Raw genomic sequence first — 26,816 nt, 5'->3', positions numbered from 1 at the left:
GTTCATTGGATGGAGAAGATCGTGAAATGTTGACCGATTCTCTTTTCACAGAGAAGTATCAAAAATTATATGAAGATTTGTCTCAGGATTCAACATTTCTGGGTGAAAGCTTTATCTGCATTGGATTGATGCAGGTAGTTTCCCAAGGTTTTATCGACGGAACTAATGAGGGTGAGAAATAAGGCGTGGAGATGCCTACCAGTGAGAAATTCAGGGTAGATAGGAGATTGCGGAATGAGGTTGAGAACGAGGCTGTGAGGCATAGTGAGTTTAGACTTAATGGAGATTAAACAATAAAAACTTCATCATCTGGAAGGCGTAGCTGTTTAAACTTCATTGCCATTGTTAAAATTCCTGCTAAGCCTGCTAAAAACTCGTATTGTCTTTCACCATCATTGCAAGCAATAGTTATAGGGTATGAAACAATTCCTTGTTTATGCAACTGGAAAAGAGTAGCAGCATTAGTTCGGGGACAAATAATGACTCCTGGTAAGAGATATTTTGATAACGCCTGTAGTTCAGGTGTTGGACGTATTGCTCCTTCAACGCTACGAATAATTTGACAATTTTTAAAAGCTGTTAATTTATTCAGTTCCGTATTGATAAACTCTTGTTGACTATCAAGATATCGCATTCTAAAACTCAGTTTATAAGTCTCGATTGCACGAGTTCTGATTTCGATAAAATCACCGTTTTGGGCAAATTCGTAATAGCGCAGTAGATGAAAAGGATCGATTCGACTTTTCTCAGCATCATCTAAGATAAAACCGAATGGATCGCAAATGGGAAGGCTTTCAAATAAACTATAGCGAAAAGTAAATAATGGAGCATAGCTTGTACTAAAAATCTCAGCAAACTCTTTGAGTTCAGCTACTACGTCATCTTGATTAAAAATATCTTCGTATGCGTCTAATGTCGTGCGTCCGGCTTTTATATCGTCCCACTCTTCAGGTGATTTTACCTTAATATAGTTTTTAACAAAAGCTCGTCCACCTTTGATATATTTCCAGTCTTTTTTTAGTTTATCTAAAGATATTTGAGCAATATTTTCAGCACCTTGCAAAACTTTCATTCTGTAGCGATAGTCTTCCCAAGTGCGATTTCCCCCCAAAATTGATTTTAAAGTATCAAACAATTTTGGAATTAATTCAGCAACTGCTAGATTTTCAGAATTTTTTTCCAGTTCTAATAAAGGACGTGCAATTTCTAGAGATGCTTCTGAACGCCAGTAAGCTGTTAAAAAAGGCTTATCTAAACAGGGAAGCGTATCGAGTAACTCTTTTAGCGCTGTACGACCTCCAGTCGTATTAAGAGCATTTAAGCCTTCTTGCCAAGCATTAGTAGGCAAGTAAGCAATAGCTTCTGAATCAATATTAGTTTCCGATTTACCTAAAACACGCCCGACTCTACCTATTCTCTGCCAAAAAGCAGCGCGATCGCGTGCTGAAAAAATTAACCAGTCTAAATTCTGCCTTGTTGGTTCGGGATTTCTTTCAAAGTTAAACCCTACATCTACAGTGCTAGTAGCTAAAATAACTTGACACTGCATAGCCTTTTGTCTATCTTGTTTAGGTGCAGGTCCCGTAATGCGTCCGATATAATCAGTGAGTCCTCGATTATTTAAGACTTTTTTGAGCAGATTAATATTATCCAAAGAGTCCAGAATTACAGCACCATTTTTATCTGGACTTTCTCGCAAACGATGGACAACTTCTGTTGCTAATTCTGCTATCCATTCCTCCTTGCTTTCTGGTTTCGGTCTTAATTCTAAGTTAACTGCTGTTTGTGACGGGACAAAATTAGTATGACCTGCTTCTCCATCAATTCTCGCTATCTTTACACCAGCCTGTTTCAAATTTTCTAATGCTGATTCACAAGCTGGTTCTGGTGTTGCTGTCAGCAATACTATCTTGCGTCCATGTTGAAAAAAGCCAAAGACGTGAGAGTATGCTAGATAAAACAGCATTCCTACTAGCTGTTTAGCATCGTAGAGGTGAAACTCGTCAAAAATGACTGTAGAAAATTTGGTGTAAAAACTAGCAGCAATATTATCTCTATCTAGCTTGTTGTATGCAAAAAAAGTTGCATAGTAGAAAATATCAGGATTCGTTATTAACAGAATTGGTGTATTTGCTCCGATGTCATCAAAAACTGTAGCAGGATTGCGCAAGATATTATATAGTTTTTCTCCTGAACGACTGCCAACTTTATCGTTAGACCAGCTTTTAATATCTTGAGCCGAAGCTGATTTGACAATATGAGGTAAGTTAGCCTCACGCACAAACTGTTTAGCTGCTTCTGTTTGCTGTTCAATTAAAGCATTAGTTGGTGCGATATAAACAGCACTTTTATTTGGCTGATGTTTTAAAACTGTTAATCCTGCTTTAGTTTTACCCGTACCAGTCGGTGCTAAATCGAGGATGATATCGGCATTTTTAGATTGTTCAAACACATCAACTTGATGTTGAAGTGCCTTTGTCATGAAAGATATTTTTCCTGGCAAATTTACACAAACCGAAATACTACGAGATTCTAGCCTGGTAACTAATCTTTGATTATTCATTGCTACTGTCCCTACAGCAAAAATGTAAATCTGCTGGTACGATTGTTTCATCAATCTGCCAAGCACAACCTCGAAAACGTAGATTTTTAATAATGGGTGCGGAGGGATAGAAATTAAATCAAAAGCTAAAGTTTCTAGTTGCTGTGGTAAATCGGCAGCATTGAGATAATGTTGAGTGTGATATTCACCTTCCGGTAGTAAATTTACCGATGATTCATTGAGTACGTTGACCTTGACTTTACTCATGAATTTACCAAGGCGAATATAAGCAGGTAATTGACAATCTCCGAATACCAAAGTTTGAAATCTATTACCGCGTTCAATCATGCGTAGTCTTCCAGTTTGGGGGAAATTGCTCGGTCTAAATGAATTTGGTTTTTTCCCTTGGCGTTGTAACGGTAAATCTTCTCGCGCCGTAGCAACCCGATTATTAGTCATTGCATACCAATAAGCATCAGAAAGAGCGTTAAAACGTTCAAATCTGAATGTAATTCTATCCAGAGGTGAAGCTGGTAAGATATAAAAATCTCGTGCGATTGGTTGTAAATCTTCTTTGTAGGTTGGTCGTCCTGTAGCCTGACCTTGGAGGCGATAAGGGGAATTTACCAAACCTAAAGCGTAGGTAAGAGCATAATTCCCAATGACCCCCTCAGTATAATAGGTATCAGACAACTCCCTAGAGGCAAAAAAGACTGGTTCAAGACAGTGTAATTCAATAAGTTTTGCCTGCTGAAAAGGAATTGTTGACATAATCTAACTCTCTACTTCAACTGAATTATTTTTTCCTTTACCTTTAGCCTTTTTCTTATCAGATGCAACCTGACGAAAAGGTTCATAAGATTGGCTTAAGCGTTTGAGGAAATTATCGCGTTCTGCTGCCGACCAATGAGTTTCTACATCAGCAATTAAATTGACTAATTCTGCTTCAGATAAATGCAGAGACACCCCTCTTTTATTTCTCCAATTTGCAATGACTTGCTGCCTAGCTGTAATTAATTGGTTGGAATTCAGGGGGTGTTCCAAAGGCTTACCTAAAACATCATAAGTAGCTTGTACGAGTTCTAGAGAACTAGGAAGTTCGGTAATACTGCCAAAAACACCTAATATTTGATTTTCCATGCGTCCTACACGACTGGACACAGCACCGTAACGACTAGTAAATAGAATATTACCGATGACATATCGTAGTTCATCAGCGGTTACATCTTTGAGAGTGACGACATCCAGAAAATGCACACCTGGTTTGATATATTCGCTTGTATTTAAAGCTGTGGAAGCGTTACCTTTTTCATCGCGCATCGTACCATTTTCATAAATGGCGTTAATTGTGCGATCGCCCACAACATCACTAGCAGGTAAAATACTGAAAGCATCCTCAGTCCAAATACGGCTTTTCTGTGCGCCACCACCACCAGCAGCGAAACCATAAAGGAAGCAATCTACGCACATTTCGCAGGGTGAATTAGTATTTAAAGAGCAAAGAGCGCCATCTTTACTATTAGTATATAAAAGCTCATGCGCTCTTAAATGCTCTCTGCCATAGCGTCTTTCCGGTGCTACTTGTTTACGTTTAGTCATTACCAAACGTTGAATGATATTGTCATTAGTAGCACCAGCTTGAACAAATTCACTACACATTGGTTCGCCAGAACCTTCTGTACGAAAGATAGTTTCAGAATGAGTTTTTCTTAAAACTACTAAAGTAATAAAACGTCCTTTAGGAAAATTTTCGTAAGTGGTTGCTAGAATTGAAGAAAGCTTTTGAATTGACATAATTAACTCCTATTAATTAAGTATTGGTAGTATTTTCATCTGAATCGTCTTGAGATTGAGATTTTAGTTGCTTGCGTGCTTCCTCAAGAAAGAATAAATAAGCAGCTTCTAAAGTTTTTCGGTCAGATAAAAACTTTTCAGGACGTGCTGAATAAACTTCCTCATATAGCTTTCGCAAAACCTCGTAATAACGTTTAACTTGTTCTAGCTTTGTCGCACCAACACCGTGTTCGCGAATACGATCCAAACGGGTGTGGTATTGTTGTATCAAAGCTGCAAAAATCATCTCCAAATTTAAATGAGATTTTTGAGTACGAATAGCAGCAATAAAAGCTGTGAAAGGTTCTGTTTGAGCAGTACGTTTGAAAGAGCTTCCCCAGATTTTCGCCTCCGCTGCTATTTGAGCAGCTTCTTTGAGATACTGAGTCAATAATGAGTTTTCATTTGGCATAAGATTATTCAACAAAGTATTTAACGGTTCGCAAATACGACTCCAAATCGTACTCAAATTTGGTTCATCTTGTTCTCGTAAAATCCAACGTAGTAAAACATAATAAAGTTCTATTGGTCTAGCACAAGCGCGAGCTAAATCGTACAAACAATCATCAGCTTTCCGAATACTCGCCACAGATATTGCTAGTTTGCCAATACAACGTAGACGCTCAAGAATTTTTTCTGCATCTTGACGTTCTTGATATTGTCCATTTCCAAGTAAAGGTTGCAGAGCAGCAGGAATTCCTTCTACTCGTCCGTAAACATCATCAAATAACTCAACTTCTAAGTTGCTACTAAGAGTAAAAGGGAAGCCAATATCTAAAGACAAAGATATTTCTAAACCGAGTCTCAGCGATTTAAGTAAAGCTAAAGAAGCATTAGCTTCTCCCCACACTATAGGAATAATCACTGTTGCATGTACAAATTCTGAACGTTTAGGTAATGCTGCACCAACTACTTTGTTAGCTTTAAATTCAAGTTTGTTATCTTGATATAGCTGAATTTCATCAACAGTGACAGTGCCACCCTCAGCATTTTTTGCTGCGAGTTGTTGTAGAAGTTCGCGCCAGATTCTTAATAAATCAGGTGCAGAACCTTTAGGTAAGGCTAAGTGTAGATATATGGGATCTTGCTTTTTAACACTAGGAAAATTTGCTCCAACCGCCATCAATTGATAAGCTAAAGCTGCAATTGAATCTGCTTGTCTTTTAGGTTCTGAATTGATACCACCTGGTAAGCGGTTAGAAAAAGCTTGTACTTTCGTACCAGGAGGCATATTAGCTGAAAGTAACTCGTCTATTTCAGTAGAAGTAGAGCCTAAAGAGCATCTTTGTCTAGGATTTGCTTCTATATAAGCATTTAAATCATTGACTCCATTTAACCGAATAGCAAAAGGTAAATTCACCATTCTGTTAACTTCTGTAATTAGTTCCTCAGATACTTCTATCTCTTCTGAAGTTTGCGTACTTTCCTTTCTGAGCTGAAAAGATTCTTTGAGAGCTTCTTTAATACCTTCAATCCCCTTAATAGCAGCTTTTGTAGCAAATAAAGGTCGCCCATATTGACCGTTAAATGGCTCAAGTACAATACGTTGCTGTTCAGAAATACCAGTGTGACGAGCAATTTTGTCCCACACTTCTTTAGGACTTAATCCTACCTCACGGTAGCTGAGATAAGCAGCCTTTAATCCTTCAGATACGGCAAATTCGTCTGCATCAATGATAGGTATTAAGCCAAGTTCAGTTGCTTTGTTTATTGCATCTGCACCAGCCGCATCACCCCACTTAGTCACATCTTTAGCAATCTTGTCTGATTTATAACCAGCTTTTTTCTTTTCTAAAAGAGCCTCGACATTGATTAACACTTCCTCAATATTTTGTTGAATAGCTTGATGAGCAATCTTAATACCATCCTTAGTAGGTCTAACAAGTCTTTCAATATTATTCCCAAAAACTCGGTCTATTTTACCTTGCCAAACACCCGCTATTTCTTTTGTCAAATTTACTTTTGGTAGGGCTTCACCTTCAAATAATGTTCCATCAGGGAAAATTGCTAAAGAATTTAACCCATGCTTTTGTAAAACTTCTTCACAAGCACCTAGTAGTAGGGCTGTAATATAGCCTTTATCTTCAGTTAAGCGTAATCTAAACAGGTTGCAGCTTCGCCCAAAAGCAACAGTTAATTCCGTTTCTAGTTTGCGAAAACGCTTTTCATCTGGAATTCCTAAATCAAACAAATCAGCAGCTGTCAGCATCGCCGCCCATCGTTCAATGTCTGGGTCTTCTGGTAAAAATCTTGCCGCATCGCTGATGTTGTGACCTGAATGGCGTTCAATTAGCTTTCTGACTAATTCAAAGTCATCTTCTGTCACCACAAAAGTTAGTACACAAGCCTTTTCAAGTTCTTCTCTTAAAAAGTCCTTATTTCTAGCTAGAGTTTTGACATTACGCCCTTCAGTATCTAATTTATTCAAGTCATGAACAGCCGTTGCAGCTAGTAGCAAAGGTCTTTTATCTTCAGATACTCCTGCTATTCGGCTAACTGTCAAAATGAACTGACACGCAGAATCTAAATGTTCCGCAAGAGTTGTTCCTTTCCTTACCCCATACTGATGATGATGTGCATGATTTTCATATAGCTGGGGGCGAATTTCACTGAAATAACGCTCCTCTAAACTTTTGGGAGGGCGATTTAAAAGCCTATTGCGCTTAATCATATACAGTTATTTCAATCCAAAATCAAGTCTAGGTTGACAAGCCAATTTTTGAGATGAGTGCTTATACGGAGACAACCTCGTGGAGTCATACTAATTCTTAATGATTACGGCGAAGAAGATCCCCCCAACCCACGGACACTTTGACGCGAGTTGCTTCAATGGAGGACACCTCCGCAACGCACTCGCTCCTCAAGTCGGGAAACCCGCCCACGCAAGTGTCCTCCCCTTAATAAGGGGGGCTATGACGCTTGATTTATTGCAAAGATTAACAGAATTGATACAAGGCTGTGTCACTGCACTTTTTGTCAATAGACTATTTATAATTACATTCATGAATATGCCACAGTATTAATAAAATTGCAAGTACATTAGTGCAAATGCCTCGAAAAAAAGACACGATTACACTGTCAATTCCGCCAGGAACCAAGGAAAAACTAGAAGCGATCGCTCGCCGTCTCAATATTCTTTGGGGTAAAGATCCTAGTATTTCGGGCTTAATTGTGGCGATCGCCCAACACGCTGTAGAGGTGGGAAAGCCCTTCACGCTTGACTCTAACCAAGTCAACGCCTTGCAGCAGGCTATCAAAGCGCTTAACGATGCAGGTCAAATTGGTGAATCTCAAACTATACTTACACTTTTATTAGAGCGAGGAAACCTTGACGCATCAATCCGCCAATCATTGCTCAAACAAGCCAGTAAGCTCTTACAAGCATGGCGAAGTCAAATTGATGAGTATAGACAAAAGCAACAACCGTTTTATTTGTTTTATGAAAATTCCCAAGGTGAAGAACTACAGTACACCGTGCGCTATGCCGAACCGCGCTTTTTTGATAAACGGTATTACTTACTCATATGGTGTGAGGAAACGGAAGATGTAAAAAATTCGATTCCTGACTTACCCGAACTTTGGCACAATCGCACTTTAATTTTCGATCGCATTCGTTTAATCGTACCCGCAAGCGGTGAATGGCGACAGGAATTAGATTATCTAGAAGTGTACTTGCACTTTCGAGGTTGGATGGTGAAATCCTATGAACGTAGGGAAGATGACTTAGAAGACGAAACGATTGGGGATGTGCGTCAAGTCGTGCGGCGGGTTGTCAACGAGTTTTGGCTGATTCGAGAAGTCTTGCGTTATCGGCAAGATTGCGTCATTGTATCACCACAGAGTATGCGCGATCGCCTCAAACAAGAACTCATTACCATGTGCCAGTTGTACGATATCGAAATCAAAAGTTAAATATGGCAAGGATACGAACTAAAAATGCCGCTTAAGTCTAGATATAGTACATATAATCTAACTGCCGACGAGCGGCAACGCGATCGCACAAGTCTTGGAGCGTATAGTTTTGCCAAACTGCATTCGCCGCCTGTTCTGCTGAGTGCCAAATTTCCTCAACTGCGCCTCGTTCTGCTCCTTCAGCAGTGCTTTCCTCTACAGAAGATGCGACATCTAATCCTTCAATACATCGTAAAGCATCTAGCAGCGTAATTTGACGTGGTTCTCGTGCCAGGATGTAACCACCCTTAGCTCCACGGATACCCTTAATCAGTCCGCCTCGCCGCAAGATTGCCAACAATTGATCCAGATAACGCTCTGGAATATCTCGTCTGGCTGCTATCTGCCGAATTTGAAGCAGCTGAGCGCTCTGATAAGCATTCGCCAACTCTAACAGCGCCAGCAGTGCATATTCAGATTTGCTCGAAAGTTCCATTGGAAAAACTAGCCGGAAAGAACGATGTTTTTACTTTAGGTGAGAAGATGGTGCGAAACAAATAGAGTTTCTTATCAGAATGATAAACAAAATTCATCGATCCTGACCAGTATCAAAGCGATCGCACGTCCCAACTACACGAACAAAACTCCTTTAGTCCAAGGACTGATGCACGGGTAGCATCACGATAAATTTTGCTCCTTGGCTCGGCATACTTTCAGCTGCAATACTACCACCATGCCGCTCGACAATCTTACGGCAAATCGCTAAACCTATGCCCGTGCCTTCGTACTCGCTGCGACCGTGCAACCGTTGAAAAACTTGAAAAATGCGATCGCAATACTTTTGGTCAAAACCAATACCGTTATCCTCAACTGTAATTTGACAAAGATAAGTATTTAGTAAATTCTCAGTTAATTGTTCTCGATTATCGATAATTTGACTGTAGATCTTTACGCGAGGAGGTTCATTTTTTCGCCGAAATTTGAGGGCGTTGCCAATCAAATTCTGCAATAACTGACGCATTTGTAACGGGTCGGCATGAATGCTTGGCAGCTCGCTCAGCTCCACCTGCGCCTCAGTTTGTTGAATTAACACTTCTAAATCTGATAGTACCTCTTTTGCTACCTTAGCAAGATTCACTGTAATGAAGGGTTGCGCCCTAGTTGTAATTCGTGAAAAGACGAGCAAATCGTCAATTAAAATCTGCATTCTCTGGGCTGCATTTTGCATCCGTCTTATATAGTCAGCCCCCTGTTCGTTCAGCACGTTACCATACTTTTCTTGAAGTCTGTTGCCAAATGCTTGAATCTTGCGCAATGGTTCTTGCAGATCGTGAGAGGCGATCGAGGCAAACTGTTGCAGTTCGGCATTCGATCGCGCTAGCTCCTGAGAATAGCGAGTTTCTTGTTCTAAAAGTTGAGCTTGAGTTATGGCAATACCAATTTGATCGGCTAGCTGTCCCAGCAACTCTGTCTCAAAATCAGTCCAGTCTCGCGAGCTACTGCATTGATGAGCAATTAATAGACCCCAGAGTTCTGCTTTGATAATAATCGGCACGACCAGTTTTGCTTTAACTTGGAATTGCCGCATGAATTCAACTAAACAAGGCGCAATATTTTCTTCCCGTTCCACGTCGGCAATGCTGCGAATTCGTCCTTGACTGTAAAGCTGGTGGTAATCTTCTGGGAAAACTTCCGCAGAAAATTGCTGTTCCAGCACTGAGAACCAACCGGGTAGCACTGCCTCAGCAACTCCACTACCAGTACCATCCGATCGCAGGCGATAAATTACAACTCGATCTGCTTGTAAAATCTTCTGGACTTCGATCGCCGCCGCTTGTAGTATGTCCTCTAACTGAAGCGATTGACGAATTTTCAGCGTCACTTCCGCAAATAATTGCGATCGCTGATACTGCCGTTGGCGCTGCTCGATCTCCTGCTGCAACTGCACGTTTTGCGCTTGGAGTTGCTTGGTTAGCGATCGCAACCGCAGATGCGTCTGCACCCTTGCCAAAACCTCTTCATGCTGTAATGGCTTAGTCACGTAATCGACTGCTCCCACCTGCAAACCCTTCACTTTATCTGCTGTTTCAGATAAGGCAGTCATAAAAATTACCGGAATCTCCCGCGTTGAGTCGTTAGCTTTGAGGCGGCTGCAAGTTTCAAAACCATCTATCCCTGGCATCAAAATATCTAACAGGATCAGATCTGGTGAGGCATATGCCGCTTTCTGGAGCGCGCTTTCACCATCTTCAGCTACCAAAATTTTGAAACCGTAATTAGTTAAGAAATCGAAAAGGATCTCCAAATTAGTAGGAGTATCATCGACCACTAGGATCGTGCCTGGTTCGGCAGTAGCCACGCTCATTCATGCCTCTAGATATCTAAGTATTTTTTCACAAACTCCAGAATTTGTTTCTCTTTATAACTTTTAGCGAGTTGACGCAGATGCAGCGCAAATGGTCTGTATCGTCGATCTAATGCTTCAATTCTAACGGCTTGTTCTATAATGCCTCGAATGTCACCTCGCATTGCCAGATCGAGTAACTTCACCATCTCCTCGGCTGGGGGAGGCACGATCGCGCCTGCTGCTGCTGGGTCAGGGAGCAGGGAGCGGGGAGTAGGGAGCAGGGAGGAGTGAGAAACGATCGCACCTGTTGCCAATTCGCTTGCTGAGGAATTATCTAAAGCTTTCTCTGTCGATTCTTCCTCATAAATCCATTGCAAACCTAAGTGAATCCTGAGTTTTTCTAATAAATCTGTCTCGCGAACTGGCTTTGGCAGAAAATCATCGCAACCGACTGCTTGACTCTGCTGCCGATCGAAATCGAACACGCTAGCTGAGATTGCGATCGCCACTACACCTGCTAACTCTGGTAATGTCCTGAGACGACGAGTCACTTCAAACCCATCCATCCCAGGCATGACCAAATCTAGGATCGCGCAATCAGGCTGAAACACCTGCGCCTTAGTCAAACCATCGAGACCGTCGATCGCTTCTAACACTTCAAAACCCAGTGGCTCTAGCATATTGACTATGACAGAACGGTTCGACCATTTGTCGTCTATTACCAACACTTTCAATTTGTTGCCTTTGAAACCAATAATTCTCCGTTGACTTGTCTTAGTAACTTCAGCTAATTGGCAAATTCTCGGTAATTCTAGCTCGAACCAGAAAACACTCCCTTGACCCAAAGTACTCTTGACCTCGATGTCGCCATCCATCTTTTGTACCAGCTGCTTGCTGATTGCCAAACCCAACCCCGTTCCTTCAACGCGATCGCGATGCCTGCCTACCTGCTGAAACGGTAAGAAAATTTCTTCTAACTGTTCTGTTGCCATGCCAATTCCAGTATCTTCTACTTGAAACCGCAGCTTTCCAGCGCGATCGCTTACTTTAAAAGTCACGCTACCTTTTTCGGTAAACTTGACAGCATTGCCCAACAGATTGAGCAAGACTTGTCGCAGTCTTTTCTCGTCAGCACGAATGAATTGCGGCAGGGTGGACGGCTCGTAAGTTAAACAAATGCCTTTTTGCTCGGCGCGAATTTGACAGATATCGACAATCCCCGCTAGAAATTCTAAAAAATTGAAATCGTGGCAATCGAGTTCCATTTTTTGAGCTTCAATTTTAGAGATGTCTAAAATATCATCGATCAAAGTCAGCAAGTGATCGCCACAGCGATGAATGATATCCAAACCATTCTTTTGTTGCTCGGTCAAAGCTTTTTCTTTCTTGAGAATTTGAGCGTAACCCAAAATGCCATTTAGCGGTGTGCGGAGTTCGTGGCTCATATTGGCTAAAAATTCACTCTTAGCCTGACTTGCAGCCTCGGCTGCTATTTCTGCTCGCTGGCGATCGCCAATTTCCTGTTGCAGTTGCACGTTTTTTGCTTGTAGCTCTAACGTCCGCTCCGCAACTTTTGTTTCTAGAGACTGGTTATAATTTTCTAAATCATGATAGAGACGAGCGTTTTCGATTGAAATTGCGGCTTGAGCAGATAGCAGTTGTAAAATTTCCAGGCGATCGGGTGTAAAAGCTCCAGTTGTGAGATTGTTTTCTAGGTAGAGAATACCCGTCAGTTTACCTTGATGCAAAATTGGCGTGCATAAAACTGATTTTGGTTGGAGATCGACAATGTAAGGGTCGGCAGCAAAGATTTCCTTAACAGTTGCATCATTTAAAACTACAGATTCTAGAGTTCTGGCTACATAATTGATAACAGAAATAGGAAGGATAGGATAATTCTCGGGCGTTTCTAGTATCCTGAGCGGCAGCGTTTCCTGCACCACAATTTCATTTGTATCAATTCCTCCAGATGCTTCAATGTATAGTTCCCCTGCTTTATCTAAGAGTAAAAATCCTGTTTCTGCCCCTGCATTTTCTAGCACGATTTGCATGAGCTTGGTTAGCAAATTATCTAAAACAATTTCGCCTGAAAGTGCTTGTGAAGCTTTCATCACAGTTGCTAAGTCTATGTTCTTGAAGCTTTCACTCAGTGTAGGGGTTGAAATTTGAATAATAGCTTCGGATGAGGCTTGACGCTTCTGACTTTTAACAAGAATTTGAGGATAATCAATCTCTAGATCTTTAACTTTTGCCGTTGCTCCCCAACGTAGATAACCGTAGTAAGCTTCGACTAAGTAAACTTGAGCAATTTTATCTTTGCCTTGTGAAAAATAAAATTTGGCTGCTAACTCATTTGCCAAGGCTTCTTCGTGAATATATCCATGCTCTCTCGCACCAGCGATCGCGCGATCGTAAGACTCCATAGCTTGCCAATATTGACCTAATATCCGCGCTTGCTCTGCTGCTACTAGTTCGTACTTATGTTGAAAATTCATTGGGGCATAGCCTGCCCATTTTTGCATCTTTTTCTGGTTATTGAGGACTCTGCCTAGAAGTTGTTCTTGTTGCGATCGCGATCCTGATGGATAGAGGGCAATTTGTGCCAAAGAATCGTAGAAATAAAAAACTGGCACAACCAAAAATGCTTTGACTCCATCTAAATACTGTGCGGCTCGATCTGCATTTTCTAATGCTTGCTCGGACTCGCCAAATAAATAACAAAGAATCAGTTTGTTGATATAAAAGTAGTGTAGTCCAGTGCGGTCGTTCGCTTTCTCTAACAGCGGTAGCGATCGCTCTTCGTTGTATGCCTTACCTAACAAACAGCACCGATGTTGAGTTGGTTCGAGTAAGTTAGCTACTGACTGCTGAAAGATTTGATTCCAACTTAAGGCATTTTCTTGCTTTAACAGAACTAGAGCATCGCTAACGTTTGCCATGTCTCGCTCCAGACTTGCTAGTTCTTGACCAGTAAAGTAGGAATATTGACATCTTTGCATAGCAGCATAACCACCATATTCAAAATGTCCGTTTTCACATCCATTTTGATATCCATTTAGTAGTAGTGGCAAAGTCTCCTTAGCGTGTACTTTTCCATGCATCGTACACGATCCGGCGACAAAAAATACACTAGTTTTGAGTTCTAGGGTGTTGAATCGTTCCACTAAGTTTAAAGCCAACTTACCAAATTGATAAGCCGACTCAACATCCTCAACTATGCCGTTTAAAATCACGCCGTAGCAAACATAACCGTAAGCCGAAAAAGGTGTATTGCCAAATTCCAGCGATAAATTCACCTGTTCGCAGACAACCAAGGGAAATAACATCGGTGCGGCTTGATAGGTGGGAGAACCTAAACTAGTTAGCATTCTGATCGCTGCTAGCTTATCAACCTCAGTCATTAACGGTAGGTGAATCAAGTCTTCTATATTTTTCCCAGCTAAATTTGTTGCTGTGCGGCTGAGTGCCTGTTGCAAATCTAAGGAACTAGGCGACTGGGGGAATCTTACCCCCAGCAGTTCCAGTGCTTGTAATCCAATGGCGATCGCTTCGAGTTGTTTGACTTGCGCCATGCAAGTTTGAATTTTGACTTCATACACTTTCATTTTGTCAATCGGGGTTTTTGCCTGTTGTAAGACAATCGTTGCCCATTGCTCCATTTGCTCGAAGTCGCCATTCAGGTAAGCTGTTTCTACCGCTGATTTGTGGAGTGCCAGTGTTAGCTTGTACTGATTCTGCCAGCTATTTGCTGTTAATAATCCCAAACCCACTTTAAAGTAGCGCATAGCAGACTCATATGCCGTTGCTGCTTTCGCTTTCTGACCTGCGATCGCATTTAGTTCGGCTAGCTCGTATTTTTCCGCATCTAAAGTGAGTAAGTCAGAGCCATAGTTTAGGTGATTAACTAAAGCGAAAATATTTTCTTTTCGTTCTTCTATCGCAGTATTTTTGAGTAGTAATTGACCAATTTTTAAATGGGTTGCTTGTTTCTGTGAATCGGGAATAAGAGAATAAGCTGCTTGCTGGACGCGATCGTGTAAAAACTTGTAACTAACTTTTAACGGTTTAACTAATAAAATTTTTGAGGTATCTGGCTCGATAACTAGCGGAATTTTATATGCTTCAGAAAGTGGTAAAATTAAATTTGCTTGTAGAGCTTCCCATAAATCTTTTGCAGTTTCCAACAAAGATTTCTCATTGACAATAGCTAAAACATCTAATGTAAATTTATCGCCGATACAAGCAGCGAACTTCAGAACGTTCTGCGTTTTGTACGATAGTTTTTGAATTTGGCTGACCATCAATTCAACCACATTATCAGTAATCTCAATTTCCTGAAGCACATGAATGTCCCACTGCCAGCCAGCGCGATCGAAATCAAATGTCAACAGTTTTTCTTGATATAGAGATTTCAGAAGTTGAGTTAAGAAAAAAGGATTACCTTGAGTTTTCTTAAACGCTAACTCAGCCAGCGACTTGGTTGTAGTAGTATTCGTACGGAGAGTATCGGCAATTAATTGGTTAGTGTGGGTAATTTGTAAAGTTTGAAGGACAATATTGTTCGTTACTGCATGAGCTTGTTGAATCTCAGCCAAAGTCACCATTAGAGGATGAGAGCCACTGACCTCATTATCGCGATAAGCTCCAATTAATAATAAATATTGACTATTCGAGTCACAAACAAGCAACTGAATCAGTTTTAAAGAAGCTAGATCGACCCACTGTAAGTCATCTAAAAAGATAACTAGCGGATGTTCTGGTTGAGTAAATACGTGAATAAATTGTCGAAATACTCGATTAAATCGATTTTGAGACTCAGTTATTCCTAAACTAGGAACTGCTGGCTGTGTGCCAATAATGCGTTCGACTTCAGGAATCACGTCAATAATTATCTGACCGTTAGAACCTAAAGCTGTCAAAAGTTTTGCTTGCCAACTGGCAATGCGATCGCGACTTTCAGTCAGTAATTGTCGGATCAATTCTTGAAATGCTTGAATTAAAGAAGCATAAGGAATATTTCGCTTAAATTGGTCAAATTTTCCCGAAATAAAATATCCCCGCGCTCCCACAATTGGTTTATGAACTTCGTTAACCAAAGAAGATTTACCGACCCCAGAATAACCGCTGACTAACATCATCTCGGTCGCACCTCGACTGACGCGATCGAAAGCATCTATCAGAGTTGCAACTTCTCGTTCGCGTCCGTAAAGTTTTTGGGGAATTAGAAATTGACTGGATAAATCGAGTTGTCCTGCACGGAAGGAAGAAATTTTCTGAGTTGTCTGTAACATTCTCAGACAAGTTTCTAAGTCAGCCTTTAAACCCAACGCACTTTGATAGCGGTCTTCTGCCGTTTTTGCTAGCAATTTCATCACGATTTGGGCGATCGCTGGTGGAATTTCTGGCTGATATTCTCTAGGTGAGACTGCGGCTTTAGCAATATGGGAGTGAATCAGTTCTAGTGGATTGTTTGCCTGAAATGGTAGCCGTCCTGTCAGCATTTCATAGAAAGTCACACCTAATGAATAAAAGTCAGTTCGGTAATCGAGCGCGCGGTTCATCCTACCAGTTTGCTCTGGTGAGATATAGGCAAGATTGCCTTCTAACAATTCAGAATGACGAACCGTCTGATTCTCTATAGGCAAGCGTGAAGCAAGGCTAAGATCGATAAAGATTGCTTGACCTGTTTCGGGATTAACTAAAATATTGCAGGGCTGAATATCTTTATGAATAATGTTGTGTTGATGCAGCTGAGCGACGGCTGAAACTAATTGAATAGCGATTGATAAAAAGCTATTCAATTCAATGTTTTTTTGCGATTCGAGCAGTTTTTTTAAAGATATCCCTGGAAAATCTGCATAGATTAGGGCTAAGCCGCTTTGATAACTTTCCAAAGCCAATGGTTGAACGAATCCTACTATTTTCAGGTCATGAAGAATGTTATACTCGTGTTTTAAGTAAGTCAGCTCTTCTATAGATGTACGCTCGGCTTTCAGAGTTTTAATAATAACTGAGGTTTTGTCTGTATCCCTATAAGCACGATAAACAGTCGTGTTAGTGCATTCAGTCATAACTTCTAGTAGCGTGTAACCCGCGATCGCCATGCTCATATTCTGGTTGCACTGATGGAATAAAAAATTTTAATAGATATCAGAAATACACGTAGGGTGCGTTACGCCAGAGGTTAACGCACCCTACTGTACTAGCCAAGCATTAATCTTAGCAAACGTCGCAGCCTCCAAGCTTTTTGTCAGGAAAAGCTTAAACTTCGAGTCGAGCGAATTTAGGCGATCGCACTCACCTATTCCTCCAGCCTAGAGAGATCGCCAAAGCTATTTCTATTCGATAAAACTTGCACTGTCTTTCTCAAGGAAGATGTTAGTAATTCAACAGTAGTATAGATTTTCTGTGTAAAAAATACTCATTTAACTGTATCAAACGATCGCCTAATAAATCGCTCAGTATGGGTAGGGTGCTAAATTACTCTATAGAGATGTGCATGGTTCGTTCTCGCCGTTTTCGACTCGTATCTAACCTAATAAGCGCAATTTTTGCTATGGTCCTAGCCTTGGGATTGTGGCTACCCGCGATCGCCCAGACACCTGCAAAAGTCCCTGTCGTGCTAGACGGACAGCCAATCTTTCAAGTCAGCAATTCAGGACAATACAGCGCTCGGGAACGAGCAGACGCGATCGCTAAACAACTACAAAATGTAGTTCAAGCCGATCGACCGCTCCAGGTAGAAATTGAACAACGCAACCAGCTACCAACAATATTATTAAACGATCGCTACCTGCTGACAGTTACACAACGAGATGCAATTCCAGGTAGTACGCCACAAGAGCAAGCAAGTCAATGGGTGCAGCAAATTCAGGAGGCATTAGAGCGAGCAAAAACGGAAAGAACGACAGCTTATCTTTGGCAAACTATTCTTTTAGCAGCAGGAATTGTCCTGATAGCTGCTGCTTTAACGTGGGGATTGGGATGGATTAAGCATCGTTTCTTTCAAGTGGCTCAAGAGCAATTAACTGCTAGTACGGAAGCTGATGCCGATCGCCAACCACTACGCATATTAGAATTTTTGTTCAAACTCGTGTTGGCGATCGTGCGGATCGGGCTTTGGGTAGGGGTTGTCCTTTACATCACAAACTTGTTTCCCTTTACGCGGCAGTGGAGTTACCAAATTGCTAACGTTCTTACGACTAGCCTTGCGTCGCCAATTTTGACGCTGAGCAATAACTCTTACTCTGTCATCGACTTAGTAATTTTAGCCGGATTGCTGTTTGGCTTAGTCATCTGTGCTGGAATTGTCACCAATCTGTTTCGCTCTCGCGTACTGCGGTATGCTGGCATCAATCGCGGCGCTCAGGAAGCGATCGCTATTCTTGCGAAATACGGTCTGATCTTTGTTGGCTCGCTGGTATTGCTGCAAATCTGGGGACTTGATATTAGTTCTTTAGCGATCGTTGCCAGTGCCTTAAGTGTGGGGATTGGTTTCGGCTTGCAGGATATTGCCAAAAATTTCGGTAGCGGGATCGTATTGGTGTTCGAGCGTCCGATTCAGGTAGGGGATTTTGTTGAAGTAGGAGATTATAAGGGGACTGTCGAGCGGATCGGAGCCAGAAGCACCGAAATTCGCACCCTCGATCGCGTTTCGATCATCGTGCCGAATTCCCGCTTTCTCGAAAATGAAGTGATCAACTGGAGCCACCATAACCCGATCTCGCGCCTCCATCTCCCCGTTGGCGTTGCCTATGGTTGCGATGCCAAAGCTGTAGAAGTCGCTTTGCTAGAAGCAGCTCGCAACCATCCCAAGGTGTTAAAGTCGCCACCGCCGCAAGTGCTGTTTAAAAGCTTTGGCGACAGCGCTCTAGATTTTGAATTATTGGTTTGGACGAAGGAACCGGAACGGCAATTTTTACTCACCAGCGATCTGTACTATCAAATCTACGACGTGCTGAACCAAAGAGAAATTGAGATCCCTTTTCCACAACACGATCTCCACTTGCGTTCTGGAACGGTGGGATTGTCACCACAAGTCGAGTCAGCTTTAACTCAAATGCTGACACGTTGGCACAATAACGGCGATCGCCATTCCCATACTTCAGGTGACGGCAAATCGTAATTGGGAGGCTAGGGGGTATCAAGTATGACTTCCCGCCATTTTTTTCTTGCCGATCGCAGATCGCAAATTTCGGCTGTACCTTTTGTATCCCTTGATAGCGGTTTTCAATTGGATGCAATACATGTCTGGTAGGGGCGCACAGCTGTGCGCCCCTACCAATGTCATCCGCACAATCGAGAATTGCTATGAAAACACTAGCAATCCGCGCTTTGTCAACAAATTGCCACAAATCTACCTGGGGGGCGATCTCGTCACAAGAGTATTTAAGTATATTTACTAAGGAAGAAAAATTACTCAGTACGGGTAGCTATTAGTTGTTTAGTCGTGAAGAGTGGAGCTTGGTTTTATTATGATGGCTACACCTAAAAATATTTTTATTGTTTTGTGGCTCGGTATGTTGTCAGCCGCGGGATGCAGCATACAACAGTCTCAAGCTGTTAACTCATCATCACAACAGACTCAGATAGTTGGTTGGGTTGAGAACGGAAAAATTGCTGGTGTCGATAAGGAAGTCAAAGTAAAACTCGATACAGGGGCAAAAACAACCTCTATTAATGCTGAAATTTTGGAAAAGCCGGACAAAGAAACAGAATCCGGTGGTACGATTAGATTCCGATTTTTGGATGGAGAAGGTAACAAGGAAGTATTCGAGCGTCCGATCGTCCGCTGGGTAAAAATCAAAAGCCGCGAAGGTAAAGATCTGCGCCGTCCAGTGGTGCGGATGAGTTTTTGTATTGCAGGGCGATGGATTGAGGAAGAAGTCAACCTTGCCGATCGCGACGATTTTAATTATCCCGTTTTAATTGGACGCAATATGCTCAAGCAAGGCAAGTTAGCTGTCGATTCATCTCAAACTTTCACGACAGAACCATCCTGTCCGAAACAGGAGGTATAGTAGTGAACCGTACATTTCGCGCTGTGCTGTTAGCATTATTTTTAACAGCAATTGGGTTAGCTATTTTCGTACATAAAATCACAGCTTCTAGTGTCCCCCTGTTTCCCAACCAAACATATAACAGTTGGTATGTAGAAGCAAAACTATCGCTGAATTCAGATGAATTAGGTTTGGCATCGGACGAGGAAGAAACATTAACTAAGATTAAATTTCATCTACCCTTACCGTCTCAACGCTACGAGATTGCTAAAGAAGATTTTCTTAATGAAGGTTTCGATCGCGCCGTTGAGTATACCAAGAACAATTCAGGCAATCGATTTGCTGTTTTTACTCAGCAGGAAGCTGATAGCAGAGAATTTTTATTTTACCGAGCCATCATTCAGAGAAAAGAGGGCGTTGCACCTGGTAGCGAGGAAGTGCCGATTTCGGGCAGACGGTTAGTGGACAAACAGTTATTTCGATTTGGCGAAAATACCGAAAGAGTCAAAGATAATCTGAATGAGAATCTACCAACAGTAGAGATTAACGCACTATTGAACGAAGCAGCAAAAAAGTCAAGCGATCGCCTATCGTTAGCAAGAAATCTTTATCAACTAGCTCTACGTCTAGATGATATTCGGGTACAAGCAATTCGCCGCAACCTGAGAAAAGAAGAATCTACTGTAGAGTTTGTTGCATTTTTATTAGATCGAGCTGGCGTACCTGCACGGGTTGGTAATGGCATTTTGCTCAGAAGCCAAGAAGTGTATTCTACCGATTTTATTCAATGGCTAGAGGTACAACAAGGCGATCGCTGGCTAGCTTTCGATCCAGTTAATTTGAGCTTTAGCGAACAAGATCGCTATTTAAATTGGTGGTACGGCTCGGATCGAGTCATTCAAGCCCAAGGCGCGAACAATATTGCTTTAGAAGTCGTCGTCCAACCCAATACCGACAACGGACTGACGCGAGCGATTTGGCGGCGGGGAAGAGTTCCAAATCCATTTTTAGAATACTCATTTTTGCGGCTACCATTATCAACGCAACGAGTTTTTCAAATCTTAGTACTAATTCCAATTGGGGCGCTGATTATTTCGATTTTGCATCAAATGATTGGGTTGCAAACTTTTGGTACGTTCACCCCCATCCTGATTGCGCTTGCCTTTCGTCAAACTGGAATATTTGTGGGAATTCCGTTATTTGTTTTTGTGGTGATTATCGGACTAGTATTCCGGGGCTATTTAAATCGATTGCAGTTGTTAATCGTGCCGCGACTCGCCGCAATTTTGACCGCAACCGTTTTGGTAATTGGTGCTTTGGCAATTCTGTTAGAAAGCCTCGATATCAGTTTGGGTTTATCAGTTTCGTTATTCCCGATTGTTATTTTAGCAATGACAATTGAACGAGCCGCAATGCGCTGGGAGGAAGCAGGACCGACCGAGACAATAATTGCTGGAATCGGTACGATTGTCGCAGCAGTTATTGGCTATTTCTGCCTAATTAATCCTTATGTAGAGCATTGGGCATTTATCTTTCCAGAATTGTTGCTGCTGGTTTTAGCATTAAATATTCTTGTGGGGCGCTATAACGGATACAAACTCATCGAGTATTTTCGCTTCCGGTCTTTACAGCGGCAGTTAAGACAAACAGAAGGATAAGCTGAAATGTTAACATCATCGCTCCAAAGTTACGGGATCTTGGGAATTAACGCTCGTAATTTAGATTATCTTTTCCCCACAAATCCACGACGACTCTATCGCTTGGCTGATAGTAAATTAGAAACGAAAAAGATTGCTCAATCTATTGGCGTACCGACTCCAGAAACATACGGTGTGATTTCATTTCAGAATGAAGTGAAACAGTTAGCCAAGATTGTTAAGCAACATCAATCTTTTGTTATTAAACCCGCTCAAGGTAGCGGTGGTGATGGCATTATTGTGATTAAAGAGGTGATGGAAAAGGGCTATCGCAAAGCTAGTGGTTCGATTTTAGAACCAGGCGACTTACACTATCACATTTACAATATCCTTGGCGGTATGTTTTCTTTAGGCGGACAAACCGATCGCGCCATTATTGAATATGCTGTACAATTCGATCCGGTATTTGATGAAATTGCCTATCAAGGCGTTCCCGACGTGCGAGTCATTGTCTACAAAGGAGTCCCAGCAATGGCAATGCTGCGCCTTCCAACACGGGCTTCTGATGGCAAAGCAAATCTGCATCGTGGTGGTGTTGGTGTAGGGATAGACCTTTCTACTGGCAAAACGCTGGCAGGGATTCAGAAAAATCGCTATATCGACAACCACCCAGAAACAGGGAAGCCTTTGCGCGATCGCCAAATTCCCCACTGGCAATCTATTGTAGAAATGGCAGCTAAACTAGGCGACAAAACGGCGTTTGGCTATCTCGGCGTTGACATTGTTTTAGATTGGGAACGCGGACCGCTGTTGTTAGAAATTAATGCTCGTCCTGGACTGTCGATCCAAATTGCCAATCGCGAAGGATTAATCCCGCGCTTAGAAGCGATTGACGCAGCTTTACCAAAACTCTCAGGTATTGATGACAAAATTACTTTCGCCCGCGAAAAATTTGCCGTGACTACCAATTGACATGGGTTAGGGACAGCGGGCGATGGAATAAATTGTATACATTTTAACTTTTCTACATAATCTTCAATCGAACGCTTGCTAGCAGCGTTCGATTGAATTGGGAAATCTGTTGTCAGCGATCGAGATAAAAGTCATACAGCGATCGCTTCAGTATCTAATTGTTAAAAGTCCGAAGCCAAGAGCAAAATGTTCGGATAAGACAGTCTGTAATCTTATTTTACACCTAAAGTTAATCAATATTTTACAGAATCTTTAATTAATCAAATCATATCTTTAATTAATCAAAAATTGATCAAACGATTACCAAGGTATATTCTTGAAATAACTAAATATACTGCTACCTGATTGCTGAGGCAGTATGAATTTAAATTTAACACGAGAAAATATATGACGAGCGATCGAACGCAGATCGGGCGACTTCAAGAAAAGCCTCTGGGTGCATACTTGGTTGAAGCTGGTTTGATTACCTCAACTCAACTGAATATGGCATTGAACGAACAAAAGGGATCTGGAAAAGGCTTGGGACAAATTTTGGTAGCTAAAGGTTGGGTGGAACAGCCAATTATTGAATACTTGATGGCAAAGGTAGTGTTGCCAGAACGAAAGGTAGGCAAAGAACTATTTCATGTAGATCGAAATGACAGTCAAAATCTGGCAGACAGAGTGACTACCCAATCGCACTCAAAACTACCAGTGCGCGAGTTTAGATTTCATCTCTCTGCTCCCAAAACAGTTCGATTCCTGCTAGTACTGGTATTCGGTCTAATCTCTATTTCTCTCTTGGTGCAATTTAGCTTGTATTATCTACCTAATTACCCCATGAGAGACACAGTTTTAGTGCCGCTATTTAATGTTGATGGCGAACAAAATTTTCCAGCACTTTACTCTTGCTTGGCATTACTTTTTTGTGCTGCCATCTTAGCAATAATTACCCATGAAAAGAAAGTAATGGGCGATCGCTACACGCGCTATTGGGGAGCTTTAGCAATTATCTTTTTATTTCTGTCCCTGGATGAAATACTGAGTCTGCACGAAAAAACACTTGAACCAGTGCGAACCGCGCTGCAAACTGGAGGAATATTCTACTTTGCTTGGGTTATCCCTGCTTCTGTCTTAGTTGTCGTCTTTGCGCTAGTATTTCTCCGATTCTTAGCTCATCTTCCTACTGGCACAAGAAACCTATTTGTCATGGCTGGAACTATCTACCTCGCAGGTGGGCTTGATATGGAGATGGTAAACGGCTACTATGCGGATTTATATGGAACAGAAAGCATAAAGTATGTCATTTTAGTTACTGTTGAAGAACTACTAGAAATGTTATGCATTATAGTTTTTATCTACACGCTACTCTCGTACATGAGTAAGTACATAAAAGGTATAAACATACAAGTAAGCGCCAGCATTCACGATAAGAAGTTTAAAATCTCAGTTTAAAATCTCAAGGTAGTCCGAACGGTTCCGAGATAAATTGTGTCGTTGTTTTTGTTGTGTTCGGGATTGGTAATAATTAACAAGCCTAGAGTAATGGCAATATTTTCAGTTGCTTGCCAGCGGTAGAAAAGTTCTAAATGCAAAGATGTATCGCTATCTACATAATCCGTACCTAAATCGTTACTAGTAACTTTGGGTGGTTGCCCGATGACAACTCCAGCTAAACTGTCTTCTGTGCCTAGATCTGTGAAAGCTAGGGTGAGTGCGTAGTTGAAAATAGTTGCTTGTGGTTCGCCCGAAAGGTCTTGGGCTTTGGCGGTAGTCAGACCAACCCAACCACCTATAGTAAAACCAGAACCGATCCTCATATTTGTTTCTAATCCATAAGAACTTGTCGTGATATATTCGCTTTCATCGTCAAAAGGATCGTTAGCCAGTTCGCTACCCGTACCCGTATCTAAGTTGTCGTAAAAGCGGACGTAAGTTAAACCCAGTTCGATATCGTCAGTTGGTTCTAGAATTAATTGAGCGATCGCCCCATACTTTTCACCATCGCGCTGGTAAGCCAAAACAACATCGATGCGATCGCTCGGTTCTAGAGTCAGTTGGGCAACCGTACCATCGGTATCACCCCCAAGGCTGGATTCAGCGTCATCAGCATCGTCGGCATCATTATCCGCAAGTCCTAAACTTAAACTAGCAACATCGCTAAATTCGTACTTCAGCCGCGCGATCGCGCCAAAATCTAATCTATAGAGCGGACTATATCGACCAAAGCGGGAAATCGCACCACGTCCGCTAGTACTAAAAGCATTGTCGCTATTAGCAACACGTCGGACATCAGTACTATCTGATGTGATGTATAACTTGGCTGCTTTACTAACGGCAAACCTGTATTCCAGTTGGTTGAGATCGAATACGTTGTCGCTGTCGCCATAAAATCCCAAGCGGGTCATTTCCGTTCCGGTTGCATCGTCTAAGCTAGGGGTATTTTCCGCTTCTAGACGCAAGAATAGGCGATCGCTCTCGTTGAAGCTCATATCGAAGTTGAGCCAGACGCGATCGCTCAAAATGATACTTTCGTCCACATCTTCATCATCATCAGCTTTGCGATCGCCGTTAACACCACTGACAGCAAAAATAACTTCTCCTGTCAGCTTGGCAGTAGGGGAAAATTGTTGTGCTGTCAGATCGGCAACTTCTACTGCTAAATTCTCGACTCGTTCGGGTAAAGCTGCCAGTTCTGGGGCAAACTCTGTTTGCAGGCGTTGAATAATAGACAAGTCCTCTTGAGTGATTAACTCAGCCTTTTTCGTCGCATTCATTTCTTGGAGGCGAGCGATCGCAGCATGTAATTGGGTAGCAAATTCGTACCGAGTCACGCTATCGTTACCTTGAAAGATTTTGTCATTATTGATAACTAGTTTGTAACGCTCGTACAAAGATTTAAGTGCTTGAAAGCTCCAGTCAGTAGGTTGAATATCTGCCAATTGGAAAACAGGAGTTACCGGAATCGTACCGTTAGAGATATCGCTCTCTAGGTATGAAATGTTTTTTGTTGTGTCTGTAATAGCACTCTCACGAGTAGGAACATCAGCACCGATCGCGCTGTTTGCCAATGCCAAAATGAGGCTGAGAACAGCCGAACCTATAGATAAATTAGAAACAACTTTTGACATTGTTGCTGTTGCTAAAACCTTTAGTAGAATACAATTTGTTTTGGCAACAAGATTCATAAAATATCAGGACTTACGCAGTCGATCCCCCAAACCCCCGCCAAATGGGGGGCTTAAAGTCCCCCCTTTTTAAGGGGGGAACCAGGGGGGATCGAGATCTCAGATTTTCTTGTGCGTAACTCCTGGAATATATTGACCCGTAAGATGAAGAACCTCCCGCTGATGTCTCCACAGTCAATTGTCTGTCCGTATTCCCAGTGGTAATCGAACGGTGAAGGTACTGCCTTTACCCACATCGCTATGTACCTCCAAGCTGCCCTTGTGTGCTTGGACGATCGCTATTGCGATCGCTAATCCCAAACCAGAACCGCCAGTCATCCTAGAGCGATCGCTATTCACGCGATAAAAGCGATCGAAAATCCGCTGCTGATGTTCTGGTGCAATCCCGATACCTGTATCTGCAACTCGAATGATGGCGCGATCGTCCTCTTTGTCTAAAATCGCCTTAACACAACCGTCTGTATGGGTGTATTGAATGGCATTAACCATCAAGTTAGTCACCAGACGATACATCTGTTCTTCATCCCCAATAATATGTAATGGTTGACTAACTCCGCTCTCAGCTTTCAGCGTGATTGCTGTGGCAAGCGCTAAAGGTTCCAGTTCTTCGACTAAATTGCTCACAATATCGTTGAGACAACAAAGTTGATGTTGCACTAGTAAAGACTGGCGCTCCATGCGCGATAGGAGTAGCAAATCTGCAACCAATGCCGTGAGTCGTTGGTTCTGGCGGTTGACGGTTTGCAAAATCTCGTGTGCTTCTGGTTCGGGCAAATGGGGCGATCGCAGTGCCGATTCAACGGTTGCTGCCAGTGCAGCTAGTGGAGTTCGCAGCTCGTGAGCGGCATCAGCTGTAAACTGTTGAATCTGTTGATATGACTGGTATACTGGCTGCATGGCTCTACCTGCCAGCCACCAACTTGAAACCGCTACGAGCATGATGGCGATCGGCAACCCCAGCAATAACACTAACTTGACATTGGCTAAATAAGCGTCAACATTGCTGAGGCTGCGTCCTACTTGTATGTACCCCCAAGGGCGATTGTCCTGAGTATGCAGCGATAGAGAAATTTGGTGGTAGCGATTTCCTTGGCTGGAGGTGATTTAAAGTTGTTGATAGAGTATTAAATTGGCAAGCCAAACTCATATCGATTAATGAATAGTCCAATTACAATATCATGCATGTAAATCGTTTTAGAAAAGCAAGTTGAATTCCTTTGCTAAACGTTTAATCCGTGTTTGTAGATTTAAATGCTTGTTTTCTATTTTTTGTGTATTGTGTTTACCTATTTCATGTTTTTCTGCTTCCAGATGACGTTCATATGCTCCCCAGTCATCCGTGTAAAAACGGCTAATACCAAAAGGGGCTAGTAGTGCTTTTAGTTGCAGAAAGATTTCATCTTTACGATTACCGAAAACATAAGCTAA

At 42.0% G+C, this 26,816-nt stretch carries 16 protein-coding genes and 3 pseudogenes; 8 read left to right on the top strand and 11 right to left on the bottom strand.

Annotated elements, in window-relative coordinates; all coding sequences use genetic code 11:
- A partial coding sequence (locus tag H6G17_RS34925; protein ID WP_206757181.1) for a hypothetical protein occupies positions 1-182 on the top strand: 182 nt, incomplete at its 5' end.
- Here the strand turns inward: H6G17_RS34925 and H6G17_RS33675 are convergent.
- The 5 genes and pseudogenes from H6G17_RS33675 to H6G17_RS28715 all read right to left on the bottom strand — a co-directional run.
- Positions 102-263 (bottom strand): annotated as a pseudogene (locus H6G17_RS33675) (CRISPR-associated endoribonuclease Cas6); the annotation flags it as partial. The gene H6G17_RS34925 and the pseudogene H6G17_RS33675 sit on opposite strands and share 81 nt — an antisense overlap.
- 23 nt (positions 264-286) lie before the next feature.
- Positions 287-2,563, bottom strand: a complete 2,277-nt coding sequence (gene cas3 / locus H6G17_RS28730) for a type I-D CRISPR-associated helicase Cas3' (protein WP_192161960.1) — start codon at positions 2,561-2,563, stop codon at positions 287-289.
- Positions 2,556-3,313: pseudogene (gene cas5d, locus H6G17_RS34920) on the bottom strand (type I-D CRISPR-associated protein Cas5/Csc1). The gene cas3 and the pseudogene cas5d overlap by 8 nt, the downstream one beginning before the upstream one ends.
- Positions 3,314-3,316: 3 nt before the next feature.
- Complete coding sequence (gene cas7d, locus H6G17_RS28720; RefSeq protein ID WP_192161959.1) at positions 3,317-4,336, bottom strand: type I-D CRISPR-associated protein Cas7/Csc2; 1,020 nt, start codon at positions 4,334-4,336, stop codon at positions 3,317-3,319.
- Positions 4,337-4,352: 16 nt separating this feature from the next.
- The gene (locus tag H6G17_RS28715) at positions 4,353-7,046 is read right to left on the bottom strand and encodes a CRISPR-associated protein Csc3 (protein WP_192161958.1); all 2,694 of its coding nucleotides are present in this window, start codon (positions 7,044-7,046) and stop codon (positions 4,353-4,355) included.
- 377 nt (positions 7,047-7,423) lie between these two features.
- Between H6G17_RS28715 and H6G17_RS28710 the strand changes: the two genes are divergently transcribed.
- Positions 7,424-8,287 carry a transcriptional regulator gene (locus H6G17_RS28710; protein ID WP_192161957.1) on the top strand — a complete coding sequence of 288 codons (864 nt, stop codon included), beginning with the start codon at positions 7,424-7,426 and terminating at the stop codon, positions 8,285-8,287.
- Between the two features lie 37 nt (positions 8,288-8,324).
- On the opposite strand, the gene H6G17_RS28705 is transcribed toward H6G17_RS28710, so the two are convergent.
- From H6G17_RS28705 to H6G17_RS28695, 3 genes are all read right to left on the bottom strand, one after another.
- Positions 8,325-8,762, bottom strand: coding sequence for an Rrf2 family transcriptional regulator (locus H6G17_RS28705; protein ID WP_192161956.1), 438 nt, complete (start codon positions 8,760-8,762; stop codon positions 8,325-8,327).
- Positions 8,763-8,915: 153 nt separating this feature from the next.
- On the bottom strand, positions 8,916-10,631 hold the full coding sequence (locus H6G17_RS28700) for a response regulator (protein WP_192161955.1): 1,716 nt from the start codon (positions 10,629-10,631) through the stop codon (positions 8,916-8,918).
- An 8-nt stretch (positions 10,632-10,639) separates the two neighbouring features.
- Positions 10,640-16,723, bottom strand: coding sequence for a hybrid sensor histidine kinase/response regulator (locus tag H6G17_RS28695; protein ID WP_192161954.1), 6,084 nt, complete (start codon positions 16,721-16,723; stop codon positions 10,640-10,642).
- Positions 16,724-17,169: 446 nt separating this feature from the next.
- Here H6G17_RS28695 and H6G17_RS28690 point away from each other — a divergent pair, with 446 nt between their 5' ends.
- The 6 genes from H6G17_RS28690 (at position 17,170) to H6G17_RS28670 (ending at position 23,655) form a co-directional block, all read left to right on the top strand.
- Complete coding sequence (locus H6G17_RS28690; RefSeq protein WP_242038654.1) at positions 17,170-18,738, top strand: mechanosensitive ion channel domain-containing protein; 1,569 nt, start codon at positions 17,170-17,172, stop codon at positions 18,736-18,738.
- A gap of 185 nt (positions 18,739-18,923) precedes the next feature.
- Complete coding sequence (locus H6G17_RS34335) at positions 18,924-19,052, top strand: hypothetical protein (RefSeq protein ID WP_277876104.1); 129 nt, start codon at positions 18,924-18,926, stop codon at positions 19,050-19,052.
- Between the two features lie 35 nt (positions 19,053-19,087).
- The gene (locus H6G17_RS28685; RefSeq protein WP_199317076.1) at positions 19,088-19,633 is read left to right on the top strand and encodes a RimK/LysX family protein; all 546 of its coding nucleotides are present in this window, start codon (positions 19,088-19,090) and stop codon (positions 19,631-19,633) included.
- A gap of 2 nt (positions 19,634-19,635) precedes the next feature.
- Positions 19,636-21,270 (top strand): UUP1 family membrane protein, encoded by a 1,635-nt coding sequence (locus H6G17_RS28680; protein WP_192161952.1) that lies wholly within the window; start codon positions 19,636-19,638, stop codon positions 21,268-21,270.
- Positions 21,271-21,276: 6 nt separating this feature from the next.
- Positions 21,277-22,221, top strand: coding sequence for an alpha-L-glutamate ligase-like protein (locus H6G17_RS28675; protein WP_192161951.1), 945 nt, complete (start codon positions 21,277-21,279; stop codon positions 22,219-22,221).
- A gap of 387 nt (positions 22,222-22,608) precedes the next feature.
- Positions 22,609-23,655, top strand: a complete 1,047-nt coding sequence (locus tag H6G17_RS28670; protein ID WP_192161950.1) for a hypothetical protein — start codon at positions 22,609-22,611, stop codon at positions 23,653-23,655.
- Here H6G17_RS28670 and H6G17_RS28665 read toward each other — a convergent pair.
- From H6G17_RS28665 to H6G17_RS28655, 3 genes and pseudogenes are all read right to left on the bottom strand, one after another.
- Complete coding sequence (locus H6G17_RS28665) at positions 23,652-25,331, bottom strand: iron uptake porin (protein ID WP_192161949.1); 1,680 nt, start codon at positions 25,329-25,331, stop codon at positions 23,652-23,654. The two genes, H6G17_RS28670 and H6G17_RS28665, sit on opposite strands and share 4 nt — an antisense overlap.
- A 231-nt stretch (positions 25,332-25,562) precedes the next feature.
- Positions 25,563-26,492 (bottom strand): annotated as a pseudogene (gene rppB / locus H6G17_RS28660) (two-component system sensor histidine kinase RppB); the annotation flags it as partial.
- Between the two features lie 90 nt (positions 26,493-26,582).
- Positions 26,583-26,816 (bottom strand): IS1 family transposase (locus tag H6G17_RS28655; protein WP_242038653.1); only part of this gene is annotated, 234 nt, incomplete at its 5' end.

The organism is Chroococcidiopsis sp. [FACHB-1243] (assembly GCF_014696895.1).
Taxonomy (GTDB): domain Bacteria; phylum Cyanobacteriota; class Cyanobacteriia; order Cyanobacteriales; family Chroococcidiopsidaceae; genus Chroococcidiopsis.
Note: the sequence above shows the minus strand (reverse complement) of the source record. Positions and strands in the feature narration are given on the sequence as shown.

Excerpts from the sequence above, each read along its gene's own strand:
- H6G17_RS28710 (WP_192161957.1), top strand. The coding sequence starts at position 7,424 with ATGCCTCGAAAAAAAGACACGATTACACTGTCAATTCCGCCAGGAACC.
- H6G17_RS28715 (WP_192161958.1), bottom strand. The coding sequence starts at position 7,046 with ATGATTAAGCGCAATAGGCTTTTAAATCGCCCTCCCAAAAGTTTAGAG.
- H6G17_RS28675 (WP_192161951.1), top strand. The coding sequence starts at position 21,277 with ATGTTAACATCATCGCTCCAAAGTTACGGGATCTTGGGAATTAACGCT.
- H6G17_RS28670 (WP_192161950.1), top strand. The coding sequence starts at position 22,609 with ATGACGAGCGATCGAACGCAGATCGGGCGACTTCAAGAAAAGCCTCTG.
- H6G17_RS34335 (WP_277876104.1), top strand. The coding sequence starts at position 18,924 with ATGAAAACACTAGCAATCCGCGCTTTGTCAACAAATTGCCACAAATCT.
- H6G17_RS28700 (WP_192161955.1), bottom strand. The coding sequence starts at position 10,631 with ATGAGCGTGGCTACTGCCGAACCAGGCACGATCCTAGTGGTCGATGAT.
- H6G17_RS28685 (WP_199317076.1), top strand. The coding sequence starts at position 19,088 with ATGATGGCTACACCTAAAAATATTTTTATTGTTTTGTGGCTCGGTATG.
- H6G17_RS28705 (WP_192161956.1), bottom strand. The coding sequence starts at position 8,762 with ATGGAACTTTCGAGCAAATCTGAATATGCACTGCTGGCGCTGTTAGAG.
- H6G17_RS28695 (WP_192161954.1), bottom strand. The coding sequence starts at position 16,723 with ATGAGCATGGCGATCGCGGGTTACACGCTACTAGAAGTTATGACTGAA.
- H6G17_RS28665 (WP_192161949.1), bottom strand. The coding sequence starts at position 25,331 with ATGTCAAAAGTTGTTTCTAATTTATCTATAGGTTCGGCTGTTCTCAGC.
- cas3 (WP_192161960.1), bottom strand. The coding sequence starts at position 2,563 with ATGAATAATCAAAGATTAGTTACCAGGCTAGAATCTCGTAGTATTTCG.
- cas7d (WP_192161959.1), bottom strand. The coding sequence starts at position 4,336 with ATGTCAATTCAAAAGCTTTCTTCAATTCTAGCAACCACTTACGAAAAT.
- H6G17_RS28690 (WP_242038654.1), top strand. The coding sequence starts at position 17,170 with ATGGTCCTAGCCTTGGGATTGTGGCTACCCGCGATCGCCCAGACACCT.